The sequence below is a fragment of the Shimazuella soli genome (genome assembly GCF_022511585.1).
GTDB lineage: Bacteria > Bacillota > Bacilli > Thermoactinomycetales > Thermoactinomycetaceae > Shimazuella > Shimazuella soli.
Genome location: NZ_JAKWBN010000006.1, coordinates 41,537 through 60,392 on the forward strand (window position 1 = coordinate 41,537; position 18,856 = coordinate 60,392).

At 40.2% G+C, this 18,856-nt stretch carries 19 protein-coding genes and 3 tRNA genes; all 22 read left to right on the plus strand.

Annotated features, from left to right (window positions below; all coding sequences use genetic code 11):
• The first annotated feature begins 29 nt into the window (after positions 1-29).
• The 22 genes from yabP to MK805_RS13225 all read left to right on the plus strand — a co-directional run bounded on the left by yabP (position 30) and on the right by MK805_RS13225 (position 18,654).
• Positions 30-317, plus strand: coding sequence for a sporulation protein YabP (gene yabP, locus MK805_RS13120; RefSeq protein WP_420833079.1), 288 nt, complete (start codon positions 30-32; stop codon positions 315-317).
• On the plus strand, positions 314-850 hold the full coding sequence (yabQ, locus tag MK805_RS13125; RefSeq protein ID WP_240876349.1) for a spore cortex biosynthesis protein YabQ: 537 nt from the start codon (positions 314-316) through the stop codon (positions 848-850). Before yabP ends, yabQ begins: the two co-directional genes overlap by 4 nt.
• 61 nt (positions 851-911) lie before the next feature.
• On the plus strand, positions 912-1,280 hold the full coding sequence (locus MK805_RS13130; RefSeq protein WP_240876350.1) for a septum formation initiator family protein: 369 nt from the start codon (positions 912-914) through the stop codon (positions 1,278-1,280).
• Positions 1,281-1,403: 123 nt separating this feature from the next.
• Positions 1,404-1,480 (plus strand) — tRNA-Met (locus MK805_RS13135).
• 6 nt (positions 1,481-1,486) lie between these two features.
• A tRNA-Met gene (locus tag MK805_RS13140) sits at positions 1,487-1,563 on the plus strand.
• Between the two features lie 13 nt (positions 1,564-1,576).
• Positions 1,577-1,653 (plus strand) — tRNA-Met (locus MK805_RS13145).
• Between the two features lie 89 nt (positions 1,654-1,742).
• Positions 1,743-2,231, plus strand: coding sequence for a ribonuclease FAU-1 family protein (locus MK805_RS13150; RefSeq protein ID WP_240876351.1), 489 nt, complete (start codon positions 1,743-1,745; stop codon positions 2,229-2,231).
• A gap of 265 nt (positions 2,232-2,496) precedes the next feature.
• Positions 2,497-4,938 carry a stage II sporulation protein E gene (gene spoIIE, locus MK805_RS13155; protein WP_240876352.1) on the plus strand — a complete coding sequence of 814 codons (2,442 nt, stop codon included), beginning with the start codon at positions 2,497-2,499 and terminating at the stop codon, positions 4,936-4,938.
• Between the two features lie 98 nt (positions 4,939-5,036).
• Positions 5,037-6,437: a tRNA lysidine(34) synthetase TilS gene (gene tilS / locus MK805_RS13160; RefSeq protein WP_240876353.1), complete on the plus strand. Its 1,401-nt coding sequence runs from the start codon at positions 5,037-5,039 to the stop codon at positions 6,435-6,437.
• 68 nt (positions 6,438-6,505) lie between these two features.
• Positions 6,506-7,054 (plus strand): hypoxanthine phosphoribosyltransferase, encoded by a 549-nt coding sequence (gene hpt, locus MK805_RS13165; RefSeq protein ID WP_240876354.1) that lies wholly within the window; start codon positions 6,506-6,508, stop codon positions 7,052-7,054.
• A gap of 130 nt (positions 7,055-7,184) precedes the next feature.
• Positions 7,185-9,110, plus strand: a complete 1,926-nt coding sequence (ftsH, locus tag MK805_RS13170; RefSeq protein WP_240876355.1) for an ATP-dependent zinc metalloprotease FtsH — start codon at positions 7,185-7,187, stop codon at positions 9,108-9,110.
• Between the two features lie 132 nt (positions 9,111-9,242).
• Positions 9,243-10,007, plus strand: coding sequence for a type III pantothenate kinase (locus tag MK805_RS13175; RefSeq protein WP_240876356.1), 765 nt, complete (start codon positions 9,243-9,245; stop codon positions 10,005-10,007).
• A gap of 14 nt (positions 10,008-10,021) precedes the next feature.
• The gene (hslO, locus tag MK805_RS13180; protein WP_240876357.1) at positions 10,022-10,891 is read left to right on the plus strand and encodes an Hsp33 family molecular chaperone HslO; all 870 of its coding nucleotides are present in this window, start codon (positions 10,022-10,024) and stop codon (positions 10,889-10,891) included.
• Positions 10,892-10,963: 72 nt separating this feature from the next.
• Complete coding sequence (cysK, locus tag MK805_RS13185) at positions 10,964-11,893, plus strand: cysteine synthase A (protein ID WP_240876358.1); 930 nt, start codon at positions 10,964-10,966, stop codon at positions 11,891-11,893.
• A 306-nt stretch (positions 11,894-12,199) separates the two neighbouring features.
• The gene (locus MK805_RS13190) at positions 12,200-12,772 is read left to right on the plus strand and encodes an anthranilate synthase component II (RefSeq protein ID WP_240876359.1); all 573 of its coding nucleotides are present in this window, start codon (positions 12,200-12,202) and stop codon (positions 12,770-12,772) included.
• A 62-nt stretch (positions 12,773-12,834) separates the two neighbouring features.
• Positions 12,835-13,605: a dihydropteroate synthase gene (gene folP / locus MK805_RS13195; RefSeq protein WP_240876475.1), complete on the plus strand. Its 771-nt coding sequence runs from the start codon at positions 12,835-12,837 to the stop codon at positions 13,603-13,605.
• On the plus strand, positions 13,598-13,954 hold the full coding sequence (gene folB, locus MK805_RS13200; RefSeq protein WP_240876360.1) for a dihydroneopterin aldolase: 357 nt from the start codon (positions 13,598-13,600) through the stop codon (positions 13,952-13,954). The genes folP and folB overlap by 8 nt, the downstream gene beginning before the upstream one ends.
• Entirely contained in the window at positions 13,951-14,451 is a 501-nt protein-coding gene (gene folK, locus MK805_RS13205) for a 2-amino-4-hydroxy-6-hydroxymethyldihydropteridine diphosphokinase (RefSeq protein ID WP_240876361.1), read from the plus strand. Before folB ends, folK begins: the two co-directional genes overlap by 4 nt.
• 49 nt (positions 14,452-14,500) lie before the next feature.
• Positions 14,501-15,484: a tRNA dihydrouridine synthase DusB gene (dusB, locus tag MK805_RS13210; protein WP_240876476.1), complete on the plus strand. Its 984-nt coding sequence runs from the start codon at positions 14,501-14,503 to the stop codon at positions 15,482-15,484.
• A 33-nt stretch (positions 15,485-15,517) separates the two neighbouring features.
• A complete protein-coding gene (gene lysS, locus MK805_RS13215) occupies positions 15,518-17,005 on the plus strand; it encodes a lysine--tRNA ligase (RefSeq protein ID WP_240876477.1) in 1,488 nt (495 codons plus the stop codon).
• 167 nt (positions 17,006-17,172) lie between these two features.
• Positions 17,173-17,337 carry a hypothetical protein gene (locus MK805_RS13220; RefSeq protein ID WP_240876362.1) on the plus strand — a complete coding sequence of 55 codons (165 nt, stop codon included), beginning with the start codon at positions 17,173-17,175 and terminating at the stop codon, positions 17,335-17,337.
• 666 nt (positions 17,338-18,003) lie between these two features.
• Positions 18,004-18,654: a nucleotide exchange factor GrpE gene (locus MK805_RS13225; protein WP_240876363.1), complete on the plus strand. Its 651-nt coding sequence runs from the start codon at positions 18,004-18,006 to the stop codon at positions 18,652-18,654.
• Positions 18,655-18,856 lie beyond the last annotated feature (202 nt).

The window sequence follows — 18,856 nt, forward strand, 5'->3', positions numbered from 1 at the left end:
TACCAGAAGATTTTTTGGAAGGGGACATATTGATGGTACAAGATACAAATAACCACCATGAGTTAATTTTGACGAACCGCAATGAATTAGAGATAAGTGGTGTAACAGGTATAGAGAGTTTTGACAGTGAAGAGTTTTTGTTATCTACGGAGTATGGGTATGTAGGTATTCGTGGGCAGGAATTGCATCTAAAAAATCTTGATCTGGAACAAGGTATCATTTCTATACGCGGCCAGTTTTTAGATATCAGTTATTTGGATGTGAATCATCCGAGATCAGATAAAACCAAAAGTGTATTAGGACGGTTATTTCGTTGACGTTAGAAACGCAATGGATCACACTGTCGTTGATGTTTGCTTCTGGTGCATTATTAGGAGTTTTTTTAGATGTGTATCGTGTCTTAGCTAGAAGATTTACCCTTCGGGGCTGGCCGATTTCCATGATTGATTTACTCTTCTGGGTATCCTCAGCATGTTTTGTGTTTGGGATACTCCTGTGGAGTAACTGGGGTGAGATGCGGTTTTATATTATGATTGCAATTATTGCTGGAATATTATTTTATCTTCGGCTTCTAACGAAACCAATAACCAATATATTGACTAAACTGTTATATTTTGTTGAATGGCTCATTAAAAGAGTCATTCGTTTGATCGAGATTTTATTCTATCGACCCATTGTCCGACTTATTAGTCTCCTTTGGCGTATGTTTCGAGCGATTCTTCTTTTCATTTGGAAAATAATAACAAAACCGTTATTATGGTTACTAGGTCCTGTGATTCGTTATTGCAGACCATATACCACTAAGTTGAAAACTTGGTGGGCAAGCCGAAAGAAGAATGATGAGCAATAATGAAGTTTGCTTATTTCATTGTTCTTTCTCTAAACCATTTTCCGAGGAGGTGAAGGAATGAATGAACCTAAAAAATAACGTTTTGCGGTTTCGATCACCTGAACCTCAGGTAGAAATTGGAACGACCTCCAAGCCCTTACCTCCAAAATTGCATCCGAAAGTAAAACGTCGTCGTTTAATTTGGTTAGTTTTGATGGTATTGTTTTTTGGATGGTGTATTGTCCAATTGGTAATACAAGAGATAAGAATTGCCCACAAAGAGGAAGTCTTACATAAGCGCCAACAAGAGCTGGCAACAGTAGAAGCTACAGCTAAAAAGTTAACAGAGGATGTAAAACGTTACCAGGACAAAGATTATTTAATGGAGCAAGCACATAAACATGGTTATGGAAAACCTGGAGAAAAAAATGTTCCGATTGAAAATGACTAGGACTGAAGGATGTGTCATCCGGCACATCCTTTTTCTAATGTGTAATCAAGGTCGGCCGGAGGACAAATTTTTTCTTGACTTTTCTTTACGAAGTATACTACAATAAAGTCTGTTCGCTGATGCCGCGGGGTGGAGCAGCTCGGTAGCTCGTTGGGCTCATAACCCAAAGGTCGCAGGTTCAAATCCTGCCCCCGCAACCATATTATCGCAGGGTGGAGCAGCTCGGTAGCTCGTTGGGCTCATAACCCAAAGGTCGCAGGTTCGAATCCTGCCCCTGTAACCAATAATATATGTTTGGCGGCGTAGCTCAGCTGGCTAGAGCGTACGGTTCATACCCGTGAGGTCGGGGGTTCGAGCCCCTCCGCCGCTACCAAAAGAAGAGAGGAGAAGGCGGAATCACAACCTTGATCAAGGTTGCGTATAACGCCTTCTTTTCTTGTATGGAAGAGTGGGAAATATCTGGTGAATGTGGTAATCAAAAAGGTAAAATTTACTACCATAAATAAAACCTATACCGAAAAAGTTCGTGATTGGCGCGGCCGGTCCTGCTTTTCCACTCAATATGCAAATCCGGATGGCAAACGGATTTTCCACACTTATTATTTTGTGAAAAAGGGTTATACCATCTCGAAGGTCTTTCATAAAAACGGTGAATTTATGTATTACTACTGTGATGTGATGGAAATGAAAGAAGTCGCCCCGATGCGCTATGTGATGGTGGACCTCTTGCTAGACCTGATTGTATATCCGGACGGCCGGTATCATCTGATTGATGTCGATGAATTTGCAGATTCTATTGATAAAGGGCATCTTCGCAAACGGCAGCAAGTACATGCTCTTCGTACATTGGATACAATGTTACAATTGCAGACCAAACGTAGATTGATTCCACGATTTGTGCAAGATACAGAAATGATTCCAATTGTTACGAAACCAATTGCCCGAAAGTGAATTTTTCGACACAAAAAAGGTTGTTATTGAGAAGTTTTGTCGGAGTCTAAGTTTATAACTTTCATATCGACATGAAAAGACGAAAAAAGAGACGAAGGTTTCCCATGTTTATGGGACTTTGTCTCTTTTTTATTTCTCTTTGGCTTTGTTTATCTAATCTAAGCCCTTTGTCGGAAACTTTTTTTTGATTTCCAGCCATTTTGACAAACATTTTTAGAATCGCCACCTATAATGGGGAGCACAAATACGCAAACGGAGGTATATTATGTCATTTATAAAAAATATCATTTATCGTCCGGCTTTATTGGAAAAAGGATGGGTGAAAAGATTTTCTCATCGAATCATGAGTATGTGGAATTTTCCTGTGCTGACTATGGGTTTTTTGTTAGGTCGTGCAACGATATTGGAAGCACTCTCCCCATTTTCATTAGCATACCTTGCGGTGCTCTTCCATCTCGGTAGGCGAGAATGGCCGTTAGTGATGCTTTCTCTCTTGCTAGGTGCTGCTACATTAGGACCAATGGCGGCGGTGAAGATGACGGGTTTTTTTATGGTGCTGTTCATTGTCAACAAGCTATTCCAATGGTTTGGTCGAGGCAGTCTTTCTTCTACCCCGTTTGTTGTTCTCATCAGCAGCACCGTGGGCCACCTGTTAGAATTTAGTCTGCAATCGAACGCCAATTACTCGTACTTATTTGCGGCAATTGATATATTGCTTAGTTTTATTCTTACGTTTATCTTTGTACAATCATTACCCTTATTTACCGTTAAAAAAAATCGGTTAGGTTTAAAGCACGAAGAGATGGTTTGTTTGGTAATTTTGATGGGTTCTGTTTTAACTGGAATGATTGGATGGCAAGTTGGTGATATATCTATTGTTCATATTGCCTCCCGTTATATGATTTTGATATTGGCTTTAGTAGGAGGTGGAATGCTCGGTGCTTCCATGGGCGTGGTTACAGGACTTATCTTGAATTTATCGGATACCAAAGCCATTATGGAGATTTCTTTGTTAGCATTCTCTGGATTATTAGCAGGATTGTTTCAAGAGGGCAGGAGGATTGGAGTAGCTGTTGGGTTTTTACTCGGTTCCACTATTTTATCATTGTATCAAGCGAATAATGCTAATTTTTGGTTGTCTTTAGAGGAATCGATGATCGCTATTTTATTCTTTTTCTTGACGAAGGAATCCGTGTTTTTAAAACTCTCGAGATTAGTGCCGGGAACGTTTGAAAATCAAATGGCACATCAAGAATATATTCGCAGGCTTCGGGATGCTACTGCAGGGAAAGTAGAACGTTTTACTGAATTATTTTATGAACTGGCAGGCAGCTTTCGAGAAGATGTTTCAAAAAAACGCCATGATGATGAAGAGCAAGTGAACCAGTTTATTGGCAATATCATGTCAGAGGCATGCATGGGGTGTCGGAGGTTTACAGATTGTTGGGAGAAAAAAGTGGTAAAAACGTATCAAGGGATGACGAATTTATTAACCTTGGTGGAGGCGAACGGTGAAGGGCCTATTCCAGTTCCTCCCTTTTGGGCAGAGCATTGCATTCGCCCGGACAAAGTTTTGGAATCATGCCAAGCCCAATATATCTATCATCATGAACGAATGTATTGGAAAGAAAAAATAGATGAATCGAAAAAGGTAGTATCGGATCAACTTAGTGGAATGGCAGAAGTAATGGAAAAACTGACACGAGAGATTCGGCATGAGGCACAGGTGTTGACCGTGCAAGAAGATCAAATTCACTCCGCTCTAGAAACGTTAGGAGTTGACATACAGCGAGTAGACGTTTTAAATCTAGCAGAAGGTAAAGTAGAAATAGAAGTGGTTATGCCACATGTAGATGCATTGGACGAGTGTAAGAAGCTTATTGCTCCTTTGTTAACCGAAATAATCGGTGAGCCGATCAATGTACATCGTAAGATGGTACAAGATGGTGTATCTGGAGCTATTATCACGCTTGGTTCTGCTCAAAAATTTGAATTGAAAACTGGTTCAGCAAACGCAGCAAAAGGTGGAGCTGTTGTTTCAGGTGATAGTTTTTGTTCTCTCCAATTAGGAACGGGCAAAGCTGCGATTGCAATAAGTGATGGAATGGGTAACGGACAGCGAGCTCAAGAAGAATCAAGTGCGGCGTTAAAACTATTACGGCGATTGTTACAGGCAGGGATGCATGAAGAACGTGCAGTGGATTCGGTTAATTCCATCTTATCCCTTCGGACGATGGATGAGATGTTTGCTACGATCGATTTAGCATTAGTTGATTTAAACTCTGGGAGAGGGAGATTTATGAAAATTGGTTCCACTCCTGGATTCATCAAACGAGGCAAGAAAATTATCAAGTTAGCTGCTTCTAGCCCTCCAATCGGTATATTAAAAGAAATTGACATCAAACCGATCGAAATGCAGCTAGAACCTGGCGATATAATGATCATGATGAGTGATGGTGTCTACGATGCTTCAAGACATGCGATGAATAAAGAAGCATTTATGAATCGAATTCTTCATGAAATAGATACGAAAGACCCGCAGGATTTCGCTGACTCTTTGCTAGAGAAGGTGATCCAGCACCAAGGGGCTATTCATGATGATATGACGGTTGTTGTCTCTAGAGTCGAGCGATATGCTCCCGAGTGGACATCTATTCGTATCCCAGGATTGCGAAGGGTAGATCGTACAGCAGTTGTTGGCAGCTAAAAATACCTTAGTTGGAATCTACTCTATAAATTGCTAAAATAAGAACAACATTTCTTATCCCGGTTAACTGCCGGGATTTCTTAATATGAGGTGGCAAGTTGTTTTTAACAAAATTAGAATCCCTTATTCAAACGCAAACCTTATTTGACCCAGGTGAAAAACTACTTGTTGGTGTTTCTGGGGGATGTGATTCCATCGCATTGTTGGAAGCACTTTTCGAGCTTTCTCCAAAATATGGTTGGCGTATTTTTGTTGTCCATGTCAACCATCATCTTCGAGGAGACGCCAGTGATGGAGATGCTAGATATGTATCCGAATTTTGCCAGCAGCGTCAGATATCTTATCAAATTAAAGATGTAGACGTTCGAGCAAAAAAAGAAACTGCAGGTGGTAATAAACAAGCAATTGCTAGAGAGTTACGTTATCAAGCTTTTCGCAAAGCTGCAGAAGAGTGGAATATCAAAAAAATTGTATTGGCACATCATGCAGATGATCAAGTAGAGACCATTTTGATGCGAATAATTCGAGGGACTGGACCAAGTGGAATAGCTGGAATGCATGCAAAAAGAGAATGGGGAAACTTGCAGATCGTCCGTCCGCTTTTAGGAATATACAGGAAAGAATTGGAAAACTATTTGAGTGAAAAACAAATTGTACCAAGAGAAGATGCCAGCAATCAATCAACAGATTATACAAGGAATCGTTTGCGACTGGAATTAATTCCTAATTTACTTTCGTATAATCCTCAAGCAAAGCAAGCGATATTGCAATTGGGCAGTCTTATAAAGGAAGAGGAAAAAGTCTGGGAAAATTGGACGATTGAAGGTGTAAACGCTTGCTCACAAAAAATAAGTGAGGAAGAATACCAAATTGATCTTCCAGCCTTTCTTTCTTATCCTGTTGCTTTACAAAGAAGGATGGTTAAACTAATATTAAGTTGTCTAACTGATGAAAATCTACCTTACTATTCGATTGAACAGGTGTTACAATTAGGGGTACACCAATCTCCTTCGGTATGGATTTTCCTTCCCGGTGGAATAAAAGGAGTAAGATCATATGAAATACTCCGTCTGACCAAAGATTACATAAATCAAGGGGAAGATGAATGGTATTATCCTCTTCCTATCCCTAGCACAACCTATTTACCATATGGTGTGATAGAAGCTACGCTTTCCACCACACCTACGCACTTAAGCTTTCGTGAATCTCATCACAAAGCAGTATTTGATGCTGATGAATTAGAGTTGCAACAGCTGGCTGTTCGCAATCGGCGAGCAGGGGACTATATTCATCCCTACGGTTTCAAAGGTCGAAAGCGAGTAAAAGCTTTGTTGATGGAACATAAGATTCCTCAAGCAGAAAGAGGCAAAGTGCCAATGGTCGTCTCCAGTCAGGAAATTATCTGGATTCCTGGCATACGACGTTCTTCCATTGCGCCGGTGACCTCAAAAACTACCCATTATCTGACATTGCATTGGATGATGGAACAAAATAGTTAAGATGGGTAGATAAAGCGATACATATTGGAAGCAAGGAACAGTGATAGTCGTTTGGAGGGAAAAGGAAGTTGCATCAAGATGTAAAAGAGATTTTAGTTTCAACAGATCAGATCCAAGAAAAAATCAAGGAACTTGGAAAACAAATTACAAATGATTACCAAGAGCAAGACCTTTTGTGTGTGTGCATATTAAAGGGAGCAGCTCCATTTATGTCGGATTTGATTCGTGAAATCAATTTGCCTATTGAGATTGATTTTATGGCATGTTCCAGCTATGGTGCATCAACCAAATCTTCTGGACAAGTTAGAATTCTGAAGGATTTGGATTCATCTGTACAAAACCGTGATATTCTGCTTGTGGAGGATATCATTGATACAGGACTTACATTGAGTTATTTAGTAGACTTGTTCAAAGGGCGGGATGCACGTTCTGTTAAAACAGTTACACTACTTGACAAGCCATCCAGACGGCAGGCAAATTTAGTTCCTGATTATTATGGATTCCAAGTTCCAGATAAGTTTGTTATTGGCTTTGGTCTCGATTACGATGAGAAGTATAGAAATTTGCCTTACATAGGGGTTTTAAAAGAAGAGGTGTACAATACTAAAAACACCTGAATTTGGATGGAATCAGAAAGGGAGTGTAGTCGGCCATTTTAACTTGTGCTAGAATGAACAAGTGCTCGTTTCGGAAGTACACAATTTTTTTATATAAATGGACTGATAAAGACTGGAGAGGAGGCCAAGGATGAAAAACTACTTCCTCAGAAATGGATTATTGTATGTTACCCTCATCCTTGTAATCGTTGGAGTGTTTAATCTCGTAGCTAATACAAGTTCTGCTACGAAACAGTTAACGTACAGTGAATACCATAATCTGTTGACAACGAATCAGATCGATAGTGTTACGATTCAACCCGAAGGTGATACATATCACATTACAGGTAAGTATAAGAACAATAAATCAAAATCATTTGTAACCCAAGGACCTTTAGGATATGGATCTACGGTTACTCAAGATTTGCAGAAATACAATGTAAAGTTTTCAGTGGAGAAAACTAAGAGTGATTCGATTTGGATTTCTATCTTCACCTCCATTATTCCGATTGTTGGTGTGATTATTTTATTCCTCTTCCTCATGAATCAGGCGCAGGGCGGCGGCAGCCGAGTGATGAATTTTGGGAAGAGCAAGGCAAGATTATACAACGAAGAGAAAAAACGAGTTACCTTTAACGATGTTGCAGGTGCAGATGAAGAGAAAACGGAATTGATCGAGATCGTTGATTTTCTAAAAGATAATCGTCGTTTTGCACAGATGGGTGCTCGCATTCCAAAAGGTGTTTTACTTGTAGGGCCTCCTGGTACTGGTAAAACTTTATTGGCACGTGCAGTAGCTGGTGAAGCAAAGGTGCCATTCTTTTCGATCAGTGGTTCTGACTTTGTTGAAATGTTTGTAGGGGTAGGAGCTTCTCGTGTAAGAGATTTGTTTGAGCAAGCTAAGAAAAATGCACCTTGTATTATCTTTATCGATGAGATTGATGCAGTAGGTCGTCAACGTGGAGCAGGTTTAGGCGGAGGCCACGATGAACGTGAACAAACCTTGAACCAACTGCTTGTTGAAATGGACGGATTTGATGCAAATGCTGGTATCATCATCATGGCAGCGACCAACCGTCCTGATATTTTAGATCCTGCCTTGCTGCGTCCTGGACGTTTTGATCGTCAAATCTTAGTAAATCGCCCGGACGTTCGTGGAAGAGAAGAAATTTTAAAAGTGCATGCACGCAATAAACCAATAGATGAAAGTGTAAAACTGTCCGTTGTAGCGCAACGTACAACTGGCTTTTCTGGCGCTGATTTAGAAAACTTGTTGAATGAGGCAGCACTGTTAGCAGCTCGTGAAAACAAGCGTAAAATAACCATGTTAGAGATTGATGAAGCAGTGGATCGTGTTATCGCAGGTCCTCAGAAGAAAAGCAGAGTCGTCAGTGAGAAAGAAAGGCGAATTGTCGCTTTTCATGAGGCTGGGCACGTTATTGTGGGATACTATGTGAAAAATGCGGACACTGTTCATAAAGTAACCATTGTCCCACGAGGTCAAGCGGGTGGATATGCGATGATGCTTCCAAAAGAAGATCGTTATATCGCTACTAAGGGAGAATTACTCGACCGGGTCACAGGATTACTTGGTGGACGTGTAGCGGAAGAAGTTGTCTTTGGAGAAGTTAGTACAGGTGCTAGTAATGACTTTGAACGGGCTACAGCTATTGTTCGCTCTATGATTACCGAGTATGGAATGAGTGAAAAGTTTGCCACTATGCAGTTCGGTAAGTCCCAAGGGCAAGTGTTCCTTGGAAGAGATTTAGGTCATGAACAAAATTATTCTGATCAGATCGCTTATGAAATTGACACTGAAATGCAAGAGTTAATTCGCAGCTGTTACGATCAAGCTAAACAAATGTTGACAGAACGCCGCGATCAACTTAATTTGCTAGCTGAAACTCTTCTAACTCGTGAAACCTTAGATGAAGAGCAGATTAAACAGTTGCTAGAAACTGGGAAAATCGATGATTCTGTCGTTGTAACGATCCAAGGAAAAGACAATGAACCTGTAAAAGAAGAGCCGAAGATTGAAGAAATAAATGAGGAAGAACCACCTAAAAAAGATCTTTAATGACAAAAACCTAGTACTCAAACTGGATGGGAGAAAGGATTACGAAAGCTAGAGAGGATGACTTTCTCTACTTTGTTCCTTTCTTCTTGATTGAGTACAGGTTTTTTTCTTGGTTACGGAAGGAGCAAAGACATGTTACTCGTAATGGATGTTGGAAATACCAATATTGTTTTTGGGATTTATGAACAAGAGCAATTATTACATCATTGGAGAATGCAGACAGACCGAAATGCAACAGAAGATGAATATGCTATGACATTTAAACAATTGCTTTCTCATGCAGGATTGCAGTTGTCCCAGATCGATGGAGCCGTTATTTCTTCTGTTGTCCCTCCCATCACTTATGTCTTGCGCAAACTAAGTGAGAAATACTTGATGATTGATCCGCTAATCTTAGGACCAGGGGTAAAAACAGGTTTGCATATCCAAACAGATGATCCGAGAGAAGTAGGTGCTGACCGCATTGCAAATGCAGTGGCAGCGGTAGAATTGTATGGTGCCCCAGCTATCATTGTCGATTTTGGCACAGCTACTACTTTTTGTTACGTTGATGAGCATGCAAGGTACTTTGGAGGTGCGATAGCTCCTGGGGTTCAGATATCTGCCGAAGCTTTGTATCAGCGGGCCGCAAAACTAACTCGGGTCGAAATTGTTCAGCCTACAGAGGTTATTGGGCGTAACACCGTTCATGCTGTTCAATCCGGGATTTACTATGGATATGTTGGTTTGGTGGATGGCATCGTTAATCGGATGAAAAGTCAAAGTCCTGTAAAACCTACCGTTATTGCTACAGGAGGTTTGGCAAACTTAATCTGTCATAGTACAGATACGATTGATAAAATAGACCCTCTCCTTACTCTAGAAGGGTTGAAAATAATCTATAAAAGAAATCAATAATTGGAGGATGTGCGATGGATTACACAATTCGAGCTATATCAGCTGATGGATACGTTAGAGGTTTTGCAGCGTTAACGACAGACCTTGTACAAGAGTTACAACATCGACACCTTACTTTTCCAGTTGCGAGTGCAGCTCTGGGGAGAACTGCGACAATGGCATCTCTCTTAAGTTTAACCATCAAAGGAAAAAAGGAGCGTATTACCTTGCAGGTAGATGGGGATGGACCAGTAGGTCGGATTGTAGCGGAAACAGACGGCGAAAGTAAGATACGAGGATACGTCGATCATCCAGATGTTCTACTTCCATTGAACGATAAAGGGAAGTTAGACGTAGCAAGAGCAGTTGGGAAAGGTTCACTGTATGTAACTCGTGACTTAGGTCTAGGAAACCCATATCAAGGAACATCTCCTATTGTATCTGGGGAATTAGCAGACGATTTTACTTATTATTTTACTTCTTCTGAGCAAACTCCTAGTTCTGTTGGGCTTGGGGTTTTGGTGAATCGTGACAAAATTTTAGTCGCTGGAGGTTATATGATTCAACTATTACCCAATGCTCCAGAAGAGATTATTGATCAGTTAGAAGAAAAAATAGGCAAAATCACCTCGATCACTAATTTATTAGCCAAAGGTATTTCTCCTGAGCAACTGTTGCAGCAAATAATGGGTGACGATACACGTTTCTTAGATAAAAAAGATACAAAATTTGGATGTACTTGTTCCCATGAGAAAGTAAAAGATATGCTGATCAGTCTTGGGGTGGAAGAATTAAAATCGATTGTAAAAGAAGTTGGGGAAGCAGAAGTTGTTTGTCATTTTTGTAATGAGAAATACCAATTTGATAAAAAAGAACTACTGGAAATCATAGGTTCCCTAGATTGACAAATTATTCATGTAATTGATAAGATAAACTCATATATTCCTGCTTTATCACTCGGAATTAGGGGGATTAATATGCGAGTTGCGAATAACATACTTGAATTGATAGGACAGACACCTTTAGTGAAGTTGAATCACATTGTTGGTAAGGCAGATGCCGATGTTTACCTTAAATTGGAGTTTTTTAACCCTGGAGGAAGTGTAAAGGATCGCATTGGACTCAGCATGATTGAGGGTGCAGAAGAGCGAGGCGAATTAAAACCAGGAGACACTATTATTGAGCCGACTAGTGGTAACACCGGTATTGGTTTGGCGATGGTAGCAGCAGCAAAAGGCTATCGTGCTATCCTAGTTATGCCTGATACGATGAGTGTGGAGCGTCGCAACTTGCTGCGGGCATATGGTGCAGAACTCGTTTTAACACCAGGGGCAGAAGGAATGAAAGGTGCAATTGCCAAAGCAGAAGAGTTAAAAGAAGCCCATCCAGAGTATTTTATGCCACAGCAATTTAATAATGAGGATAATGTGAAAATCCATCGTGAAACAACAGCAAAAGAACTCATCAGTCAAGTGGATGGTCAGATCGATGCATTTGTTGCTGGAATTGGTACAGGTGGCACGATTACAGGGGCGGGTGAAGTATTAAAAGAGACTTTCCCCAATCTTCATGTAGTAGCAGTAGAACCACAAGATTCGCCTGTATTGTCTGGTGGGAAGCCGGGACCACATAAAATACAAGGGATTGGTGCAGGATTTGTACCATCTATTCTAAATACAGAAATATATGATGAAATTATCAAAGTGGAAAATGAAGAAGCATTCAAATGGGCACGTAAATTAGGACGTGAAGAAGGCATACTTGTGGGGATTTCCTCAGGAGCGGCAGTTTCTGCTGCACTAAAAGTAGCACGCCGTTTAGGAGCTGGAAAAAAAGTAATCGCTGTAATTCCAAGTAATGGAGAGCGTTATCTCACAACACCTTTGTATCAGTTTGAAGAAAAATAAAGTTAGGAAATAATAGGACAGACGTGTTAAGCTACACGTAATGTCCTTTTTTTTATAGAGTCTGTTGCATTATTCAACGTAAAAGCGCAGATGTGGGTGGGTGAAGCGTCCTTTGTGTTTTTCAACAACAGACGCGGAGAACACACACATCAAGCGACCTTATCAAGTGTTCAATTTTATTTATGCAACAACCTCTATATAGTAAGGTAGAGGTAAAAGATGATTTTCTTTTGGATTTTCCTCCATTTGTGTTAAAATGGAGCATTATTGAGTATAGCGGAGAAAGCATAGAGGAGTGGAGTAGAGATGATAGTAATGATTGATAACTATGATTCATTTACGTACAATTTGGTGCAGTATTTTGGTGAACTAGGGGAAGAGTTAAAAGTGTTTCGCAATGATGAAAAAACGGTAGCTGAAATTCAGGCTCTTTCCCCAAAAATGATCGTTATTTCTCCTGGTCCGGGGACACCAAATGACGCTGGAATTACCCTTGATCTGATTGACCAGCTTGCAGGTGTTATTCCTATCTTTGGAGTTTGCTTAGGCCATCAATCCATTGGACAGGCGTTTGGAGGAAAGGTTATACGCGCAGCTGAGTTAATGCATGGGAAAACTTCCGAAATTCACCATGATGGCAAAGGAATATTTGTTGACATTCCATCTCCGTTCACTGCTACTAGGTACCATTCATTAATCATAGATCCTGCATCTTTACCCGATTCACTTGAGATAAGTGCCCAAACGGAAAATGGCGAGATAATGGCGGTTCGCCATCGAACACTGCCGATTGAAGGAGTTCAATTTCATCCTGAGTCTCTTTTAAGTCAATATGGTAAACAACTTTTGACCAACTTCATTCGCACTTACGCATCCTAGGAGGTAATCCGTTGCTAGTAGCTGGTTCACACATCCTTCCTGTGGGAAAACGTACCCTTGTCATGGGAATATTAAATATAACACCAGATTCTTTTTCGGATGGTGGTATGTTTGATTCCCTAGACCGGGCATTGAAGCATGCCGAAAAATTGAAGAGAGATGGCGCTGATATTTTGGACATCGGCGGTGAATCTACAAGACCAGGTTTTCGAGCTGTTTCTGTAGAGGAAGAGCTAGAACGAGTGATTCCCATCATTGAAAAAGTGTCCACTCGAATTGATCTTCCAATATCCATCGATACGTATAAGGCTCAGGTAGCTAAAGAGGCCATCCAAGCTGGAGCGCACATTATTAATGACGTTTGGGGAGCAAAAAAAGATGCAGATATGCCCCGAGTCATGGGGGAGTTACAAGTTCCAGTCATCTTGATGCATAATCGTGTTGATGCTGCTTACCAAAATCTTATAAATGAGGTAATAGAGGATATGGAGTCCTCTATTACTCTAGTCAAAGATGCTGGTGTATCCGGGAAAAATATCATTCTTGATCCCGGCATTGGATTTGCCAAAACAGTGGAAGAAAATATTTACGTGATGCAGCATTTAGATGAATTGGTTGCGCTCGGTTACCCAGTTCTCCTAGGTACTTCAAGAAAATCTTTTATTGGATATACTCTCCAATTGGATGTTGACCAGAGATTAGAAGGAACCCTAGCAACAGTAGGTTGGGGTATAACAAAAGGATGTCATATCATACGTGTTCATGATGTACAGCAAACGGTTCGATTTTGTCAGATGATGGATGTGTTAAAAGGAGCCGTAGAAAATGGATAAAATCATTCTCAAACAGATGAGCTTCTATGCCTATCATGGGGCTTTTCCTGAGGAGAATAAGCTTGGACAACGTTTTATGGTTGACTTAGAGTTACGTTTGAATTTACAACCTGCCGGTCAAACAGACCAACTGAAATACTCCATTGATTATGGACAAGTTTTTCAAGTTGTTCAAAAAATAGTGGAAGGGCAGCAGTTTCGCTTAATTGAAGCATTAGCAGAAAGCATAGCAAATACACTGCTTACCAAATTTTCGGTGCCAGAAGTATTGGTAAGAGTAACCAAACCTGATCCCCCAATTCCTGGTCATTATGAATCAGTTGGGGTAGAAGTGGTTCGTTCAAAATGAGCAAGCGAATCATGGCTTATTTAGGCCTTGGTGCTAATTTAGGTGATCCAATTAACCAATTACAACAGGCATTGGCACTTTTACATCATTCAGGAGGAGTTTCGGTAAGAAGAATATCGTCCTTGTATGAGACATCACCTGTTGGTTATTTGGATCAACCTAACTTTTTTAATTTAGTCGCAGAGATCGATACGGTATTGCCGCCAACAGAGCTTTTGCAAGCTGCACAGAAAGTAGAACAGTGTTTGCATCGGGTGCGTCTTGAGCGGTTTGGTCCTAGGACAATGGATGTAGATATTTTGTTATATGACCATCGAATCATAGATACAGTGGAATTGACTATCCCTCATCCTAGGCTGTTAGAACGAGCATTTGCTTTAATTCCACTCCACGAGTTAACGGGAGAAATTATTCTTCCAACTGGTCAAAGCTTGGATGAAGCAATGAGAGCATTACCAAAAGATCAATGGATAAAAAAACGGGATTTCTCGTGGTAAAACTTAATTTAGACATACTGGTAATTCCTTTTCGAGAGGAGGAAAAATGTTGTTAAAGATCGGACCGATTACGATGAAGAATCGTGTAGTACTGGCTCCAATGGCTGGAGTATGTAATCCAGCATTCCGCTTGATCGCGAAAGAATTTGGTACAGGTCTTGTTTGTGCTGAAATGGTAAGTGACAAGGCTATTTTGCATGGGAATAAAAGGACACGAGAAATGTTATTTGTTGACGAGCGAGAAAAGCCGCTTAGTTTGCAAATTGTTGGTGGAGACCGCCATACTCTCGTGGAAGCTGCAAAAGTGGTAGACGAAGAAACCAATGCAGATATTATTGATATTAATATGGGTTGCCCTGTTCCTAAAGTAGTTAAATGTGACGCAGGTGCTCGTTGGTTACTAGATCCGAATAAAATATATGAAATGGTTTCTGCTGTTGTTGATGCAGTGAGCAAACCAGTTACCGTAAAAATGCGGATTGGTTGGGATGATGAACATATTTTTGCGATTGAAAATGCACAAGCAGTAGAACGTGCAGGTGGTTCCGCAGTTTCTGTACATGGTCGGACAAGAGTTCAGATGTACAAAGGAAAAGCAAACTGGGATATCATCCGCCAAGTTAAGGAATCCGTAGATATTCCTGTGATAGGCAATGGTGATGTCTTCACTCCTGAAGATGCAAGTGACATGCTTGAGAAAACAGGTTGCGATGGTGTAATGATTGGCCGGGCTGCTCTGGGAAATCCATGGATGCTGTACCGTACCATAAATTACTTAGAAGATGGAGTTTTAACTCCAGAACCAAGTGCCAAAGAAAAGATGGAAATTGCTATTCTTCATATGGATCGATTGATTGCTCTTCGGGGAGAAGAGGTTGCTGTAAGAGAAATGAGAAAACATGCTGCCTGGTATTTAAAAGGACTGCGTGATAGTGCAAAGTTGAAAGATTTGGTTAACCGTGCCACTACACGTGATGAAATGGCTGATTACTTGTTGACTTTTGCACAAGAATTAGAAGAGACCGTGGCGTAAGCCCTGAAGATAGAGGAGTTGGAAAGAAAAATGATCGATCAAGCTGAACAGAGTGAACAAATGCAAGTTAGAAGAGAAAAAGTAGATCTACTTAGAAAACGCGGTGTTGATCCTTTTGGTGAAAAATTTGTCCGCACCCATGTCGCAAAAGATTTGGAAGCTCTGTATGATGGACTAACGAAAGAGGAACTCGCAGAGAAAGAGGTTTCGGTTTCTATTGCTGGACGATTGATGACAAAACGGGTACAAGGGAAAGCATCTTTTGCTCATATTCAAGATATGAGTGGCCGAATCCAGATTTATGTGCGTTTGGACCAAGTCGGCGAAGAACAGTATGAAGTGTTTTCCCAAAGTGACATGGGGGATTATTTGGGTGTCACGGGAACTGTCTTTAAGACAAATCGGGGCGAGTTAAGTGTTCGCGCTAAAGAACTATCTTTTCTTTCCAAAGCACTTCGACCACTGCCAGAGAAGTACCATGGTCTAAAAGACGTAGAACAACGTTATCGCAAGCGGTATTTGGATTTAATCATGAATCCAGAAGTAAAACAAACTTTTATAACAAGAAGTCAAATTCTCACAGCGATGCGCCGTTATTTAACGGATTTAGGATATTTGGAGGTGGAGACTCCTACTCTGCATGTACTTGCAGGTGGAGCTTCTGCTCGTCCCTTTGTGACACATCATAATGCTTTGGACATGCCTCTTTATATGCGAGTTGCCTTAGAGCTTCACTTAAAACGATTGATGATTGGTGGAGTCGAGAAAGTATTTGAGATTGGTAGATGTTATCGAAATGAAGGAATTTCTACTCGGCATAACCCCGAATTTACGATGATGGAACTCTATGAGGCTTATGCTGATTTTGAGGACATTATGGATTTGACGGAAAATTTGATTGCTTCGATTACGAAGCAGGTTCGCGGAACATCTCTTATCACATACCAAGGACAAGAGATCGACCTTTCCCCAGGTTGGGCTCGCCGTTCGATGACAGATCTTATTAAAGAACATGTGGGAATTGATTTTACAGAACATATGTCTGATGAAAAAGCGCATCAATTAGCTAAGGAACATGGGGTAGAAGTGACACCTAACATGACTTTCGGACATATTGTAAATGAATTTTTTGAGCAAAAAATCGAGCACTTGCTCATTCAACCAACTTTCGTATATGGACATCCTGTGGCAATTTCTCCGCTGGCTAAACAAAATGCTAAAGACGACCGTTTTACAGATCGATTTGAACTATTTATTTATGGCAGAGAGCATGCAAATGCCTTTACAGAATTAAATGATCCAATCGAACAACGCAAACGTTTTGAAGCGCAAATGGCCGAAAAAGCAGCTGGAAATGATGAAGCACAGCCACTTGACGAAGATTTTCTGGAAGCGATGGAGCATGGAATGCCTCCAGCTGGTGGTCTTGGTATCGGAATTGACAGACTCGTTATGCTGCTTACAGACAGCCCTTCTATTCGTGATGTGCTGTTATTTCCTCATATGCGTGAACAACAATAGGAAAAATAGCTTCTATCTTGACAAGGTAGAGGCTATTTTCCTATATTGTCTTTAAAACTAATCTGATTTTTTGTATACTTATTTAGGATACAAATCAAAGTGTGGTTAAGGAGGTTTATACTTGCATATTGTTCTTTAAGGGAATAGAGCACCATATTAAATATCCCTTGAGAAACACAGTGCAAAAATATAGTGTTTTTGCAGTAATCGTTCAGAGATTAGGAGAATATTCATCCTGTTTAGAGCGTGTTTCTCTTTTGAGCGGTCTTGTAAGAGAAACGGTCGAAATTCTCGAAAATGGTATCACTTCGGCTCGAAGTGATAGTAGATGAAAACAATAAAATTGGAAAAAACTGAAACTATATACAAATATTGCCGATAGAATAACTGAGTAGTGCTAGTATCTAAAGTAGCTGTTATAATAAAAAATAGTCAATAGATAAGAGTTCTTTATTGCTTGTCTAAACATTACAAAGATACTATAATTGCCCTGTATCCTAGAACGGATAATAAAAGATATTGGGTTATCAGAAAATGTTAGGAAACTCTATCTAAATTCTATCTCGAAAGCTAACTTTTTATGCTAGTTTTACGGATTAGAAAATATCGCCTAATCTATTATCATGTTATTCTAATAGGACTTGTATTACCCTCATATGTCGATCCTCTTTAGTGGACTACATTGGTACAGGTCTTGTGACACTAATTGACTATTATCTACAGGGAAATAGGATGATTAGTGGAGGCGATAAAAAAATACTTTCTAAATTAAAAATTTCTCTAGAATTCCTGCCAATCTATTTACTATTCCTGTCAGAAAATCTATCTGCAAGTTTTTTCTATTGAAATGGAAGGTATTTCATAGTAAAAAAGTGAATTAAGATACTACCTTACCTTTTGCTCCTTTCATCTTGTTGGGACTGATCGTGACCAAAATTGCGGTTTTTATAGGGCTAGTATCATCACAAATGTAAACTCATGAATAGGGAGGAACATCTATGGGTCCCAAAAAAGAGAGCCAGAGATTTTTCGGTAAAGCTCCGCAGCTTCCGCAAAAAAGTCAGCAAGCGTCTCGGATGAGCTTTCTATCCAGAGATCGTGCTGCAACTTCAAAGGAAGTGAAGGAGGTAAAATCACCCGATCGTCAACAGCAACAGGTACTCTCTTTTTTGTCTGGTCTACAATCTAATTTCACATCACTTGTTCGATTAGTTGAGAAACGGTTGAGCTATGACAAAACCAAAGAAGTAGCTTTTGAACGCTTGTACCAAGAAATGGATGATCTGAAACAAGATCAAGAACTTGCACACTTGCGTCCACTATATATTGATTTGATTTTATTTCATGATCGTATGGAGAGTATCTATAAAGATGCAATTGATTCTGGGGTGCTGTCCCCTGAATTGGCAGATTTGCTGAAGTCTCTAAATGGTGAGCTGATGGAAATTCTGTACCGTCGTGGAGTAGAACCAATAATCCTCACATCTTATACCTTCGATCCAAAGTATCAAGAAGTAGTGAAGATAGAACCTACATTTCATCCAAGTGAAGACAATCAAATTGTTGACATTGTTCGTAATGGCTTTAAATACAAAGATGTTATTTTAAGACCAACCAAAGTAGTTATAAAGAAATATCAACCAAAATAAGGCCGTTGCTCTCTATCGTTTATGGAGATAAGAGGGAAGAGGAGTAAGTACAGAAAAATTTGTTTGGGAAAATTATTTTTGTGCCAGAGCACATCCATGAATTGATTCATGTGATAATCTCCAAAGATTTCTTTTCCTGCAAAGTAACATTGTGGCTTTCACAGGCATATATGCTAGAGGCGAAGTGGACACGCACGTACGA

Coding starts and splice junctions, on each gene's coding strand:
- MK805_RS13225 (WP_240876363.1), top strand. CDS start 18,004: ATGGGTCCCAAAAAAGAGAGCCAGAGATTTTTCGGTAAAGCTCCGCAG.
- folP (WP_240876475.1), top strand. CDS start 12,835: ATGGGAATATTAAATATAACACCAGATTCTTTTTCGGATGGTGGTATG.
- folB (WP_240876360.1), top strand. CDS start 13,598: ATGGATAAAATCATTCTCAAACAGATGAGCTTCTATGCCTATCATGGG.
- folK (WP_240876361.1), top strand. CDS start 13,951: ATGAGCAAGCGAATCATGGCTTATTTAGGCCTTGGTGCTAATTTAGGT.
- cysK (WP_240876358.1), top strand. CDS start 10,964: ATGCGAGTTGCGAATAACATACTTGAATTGATAGGACAGACACCTTTA.
- spoIIE (WP_240876352.1), top strand. CDS start 2,497: ATGTCATTTATAAAAAATATCATTTATCGTCCGGCTTTATTGGAAAAA.
- ftsH (WP_240876355.1), top strand. CDS start 7,185: ATGAAAAACTACTTCCTCAGAAATGGATTATTGTATGTTACCCTCATC.
- MK805_RS13190 (WP_240876359.1), top strand. CDS start 12,200: ATGATAGTAATGATTGATAACTATGATTCATTTACGTACAATTTGGTG.
- hslO (WP_240876357.1), top strand. CDS start 10,022: ATGGATTACACAATTCGAGCTATATCAGCTGATGGATACGTTAGAGGT.
- MK805_RS13175 (WP_240876356.1), top strand. CDS start 9,243: ATGTTACTCGTAATGGATGTTGGAAATACCAATATTGTTTTTGGGATT.
- MK805_RS13130 (WP_240876350.1), top strand. CDS start 912: ATGAACCTAAAAAATAACGTTTTGCGGTTTCGATCACCTGAACCTCAG.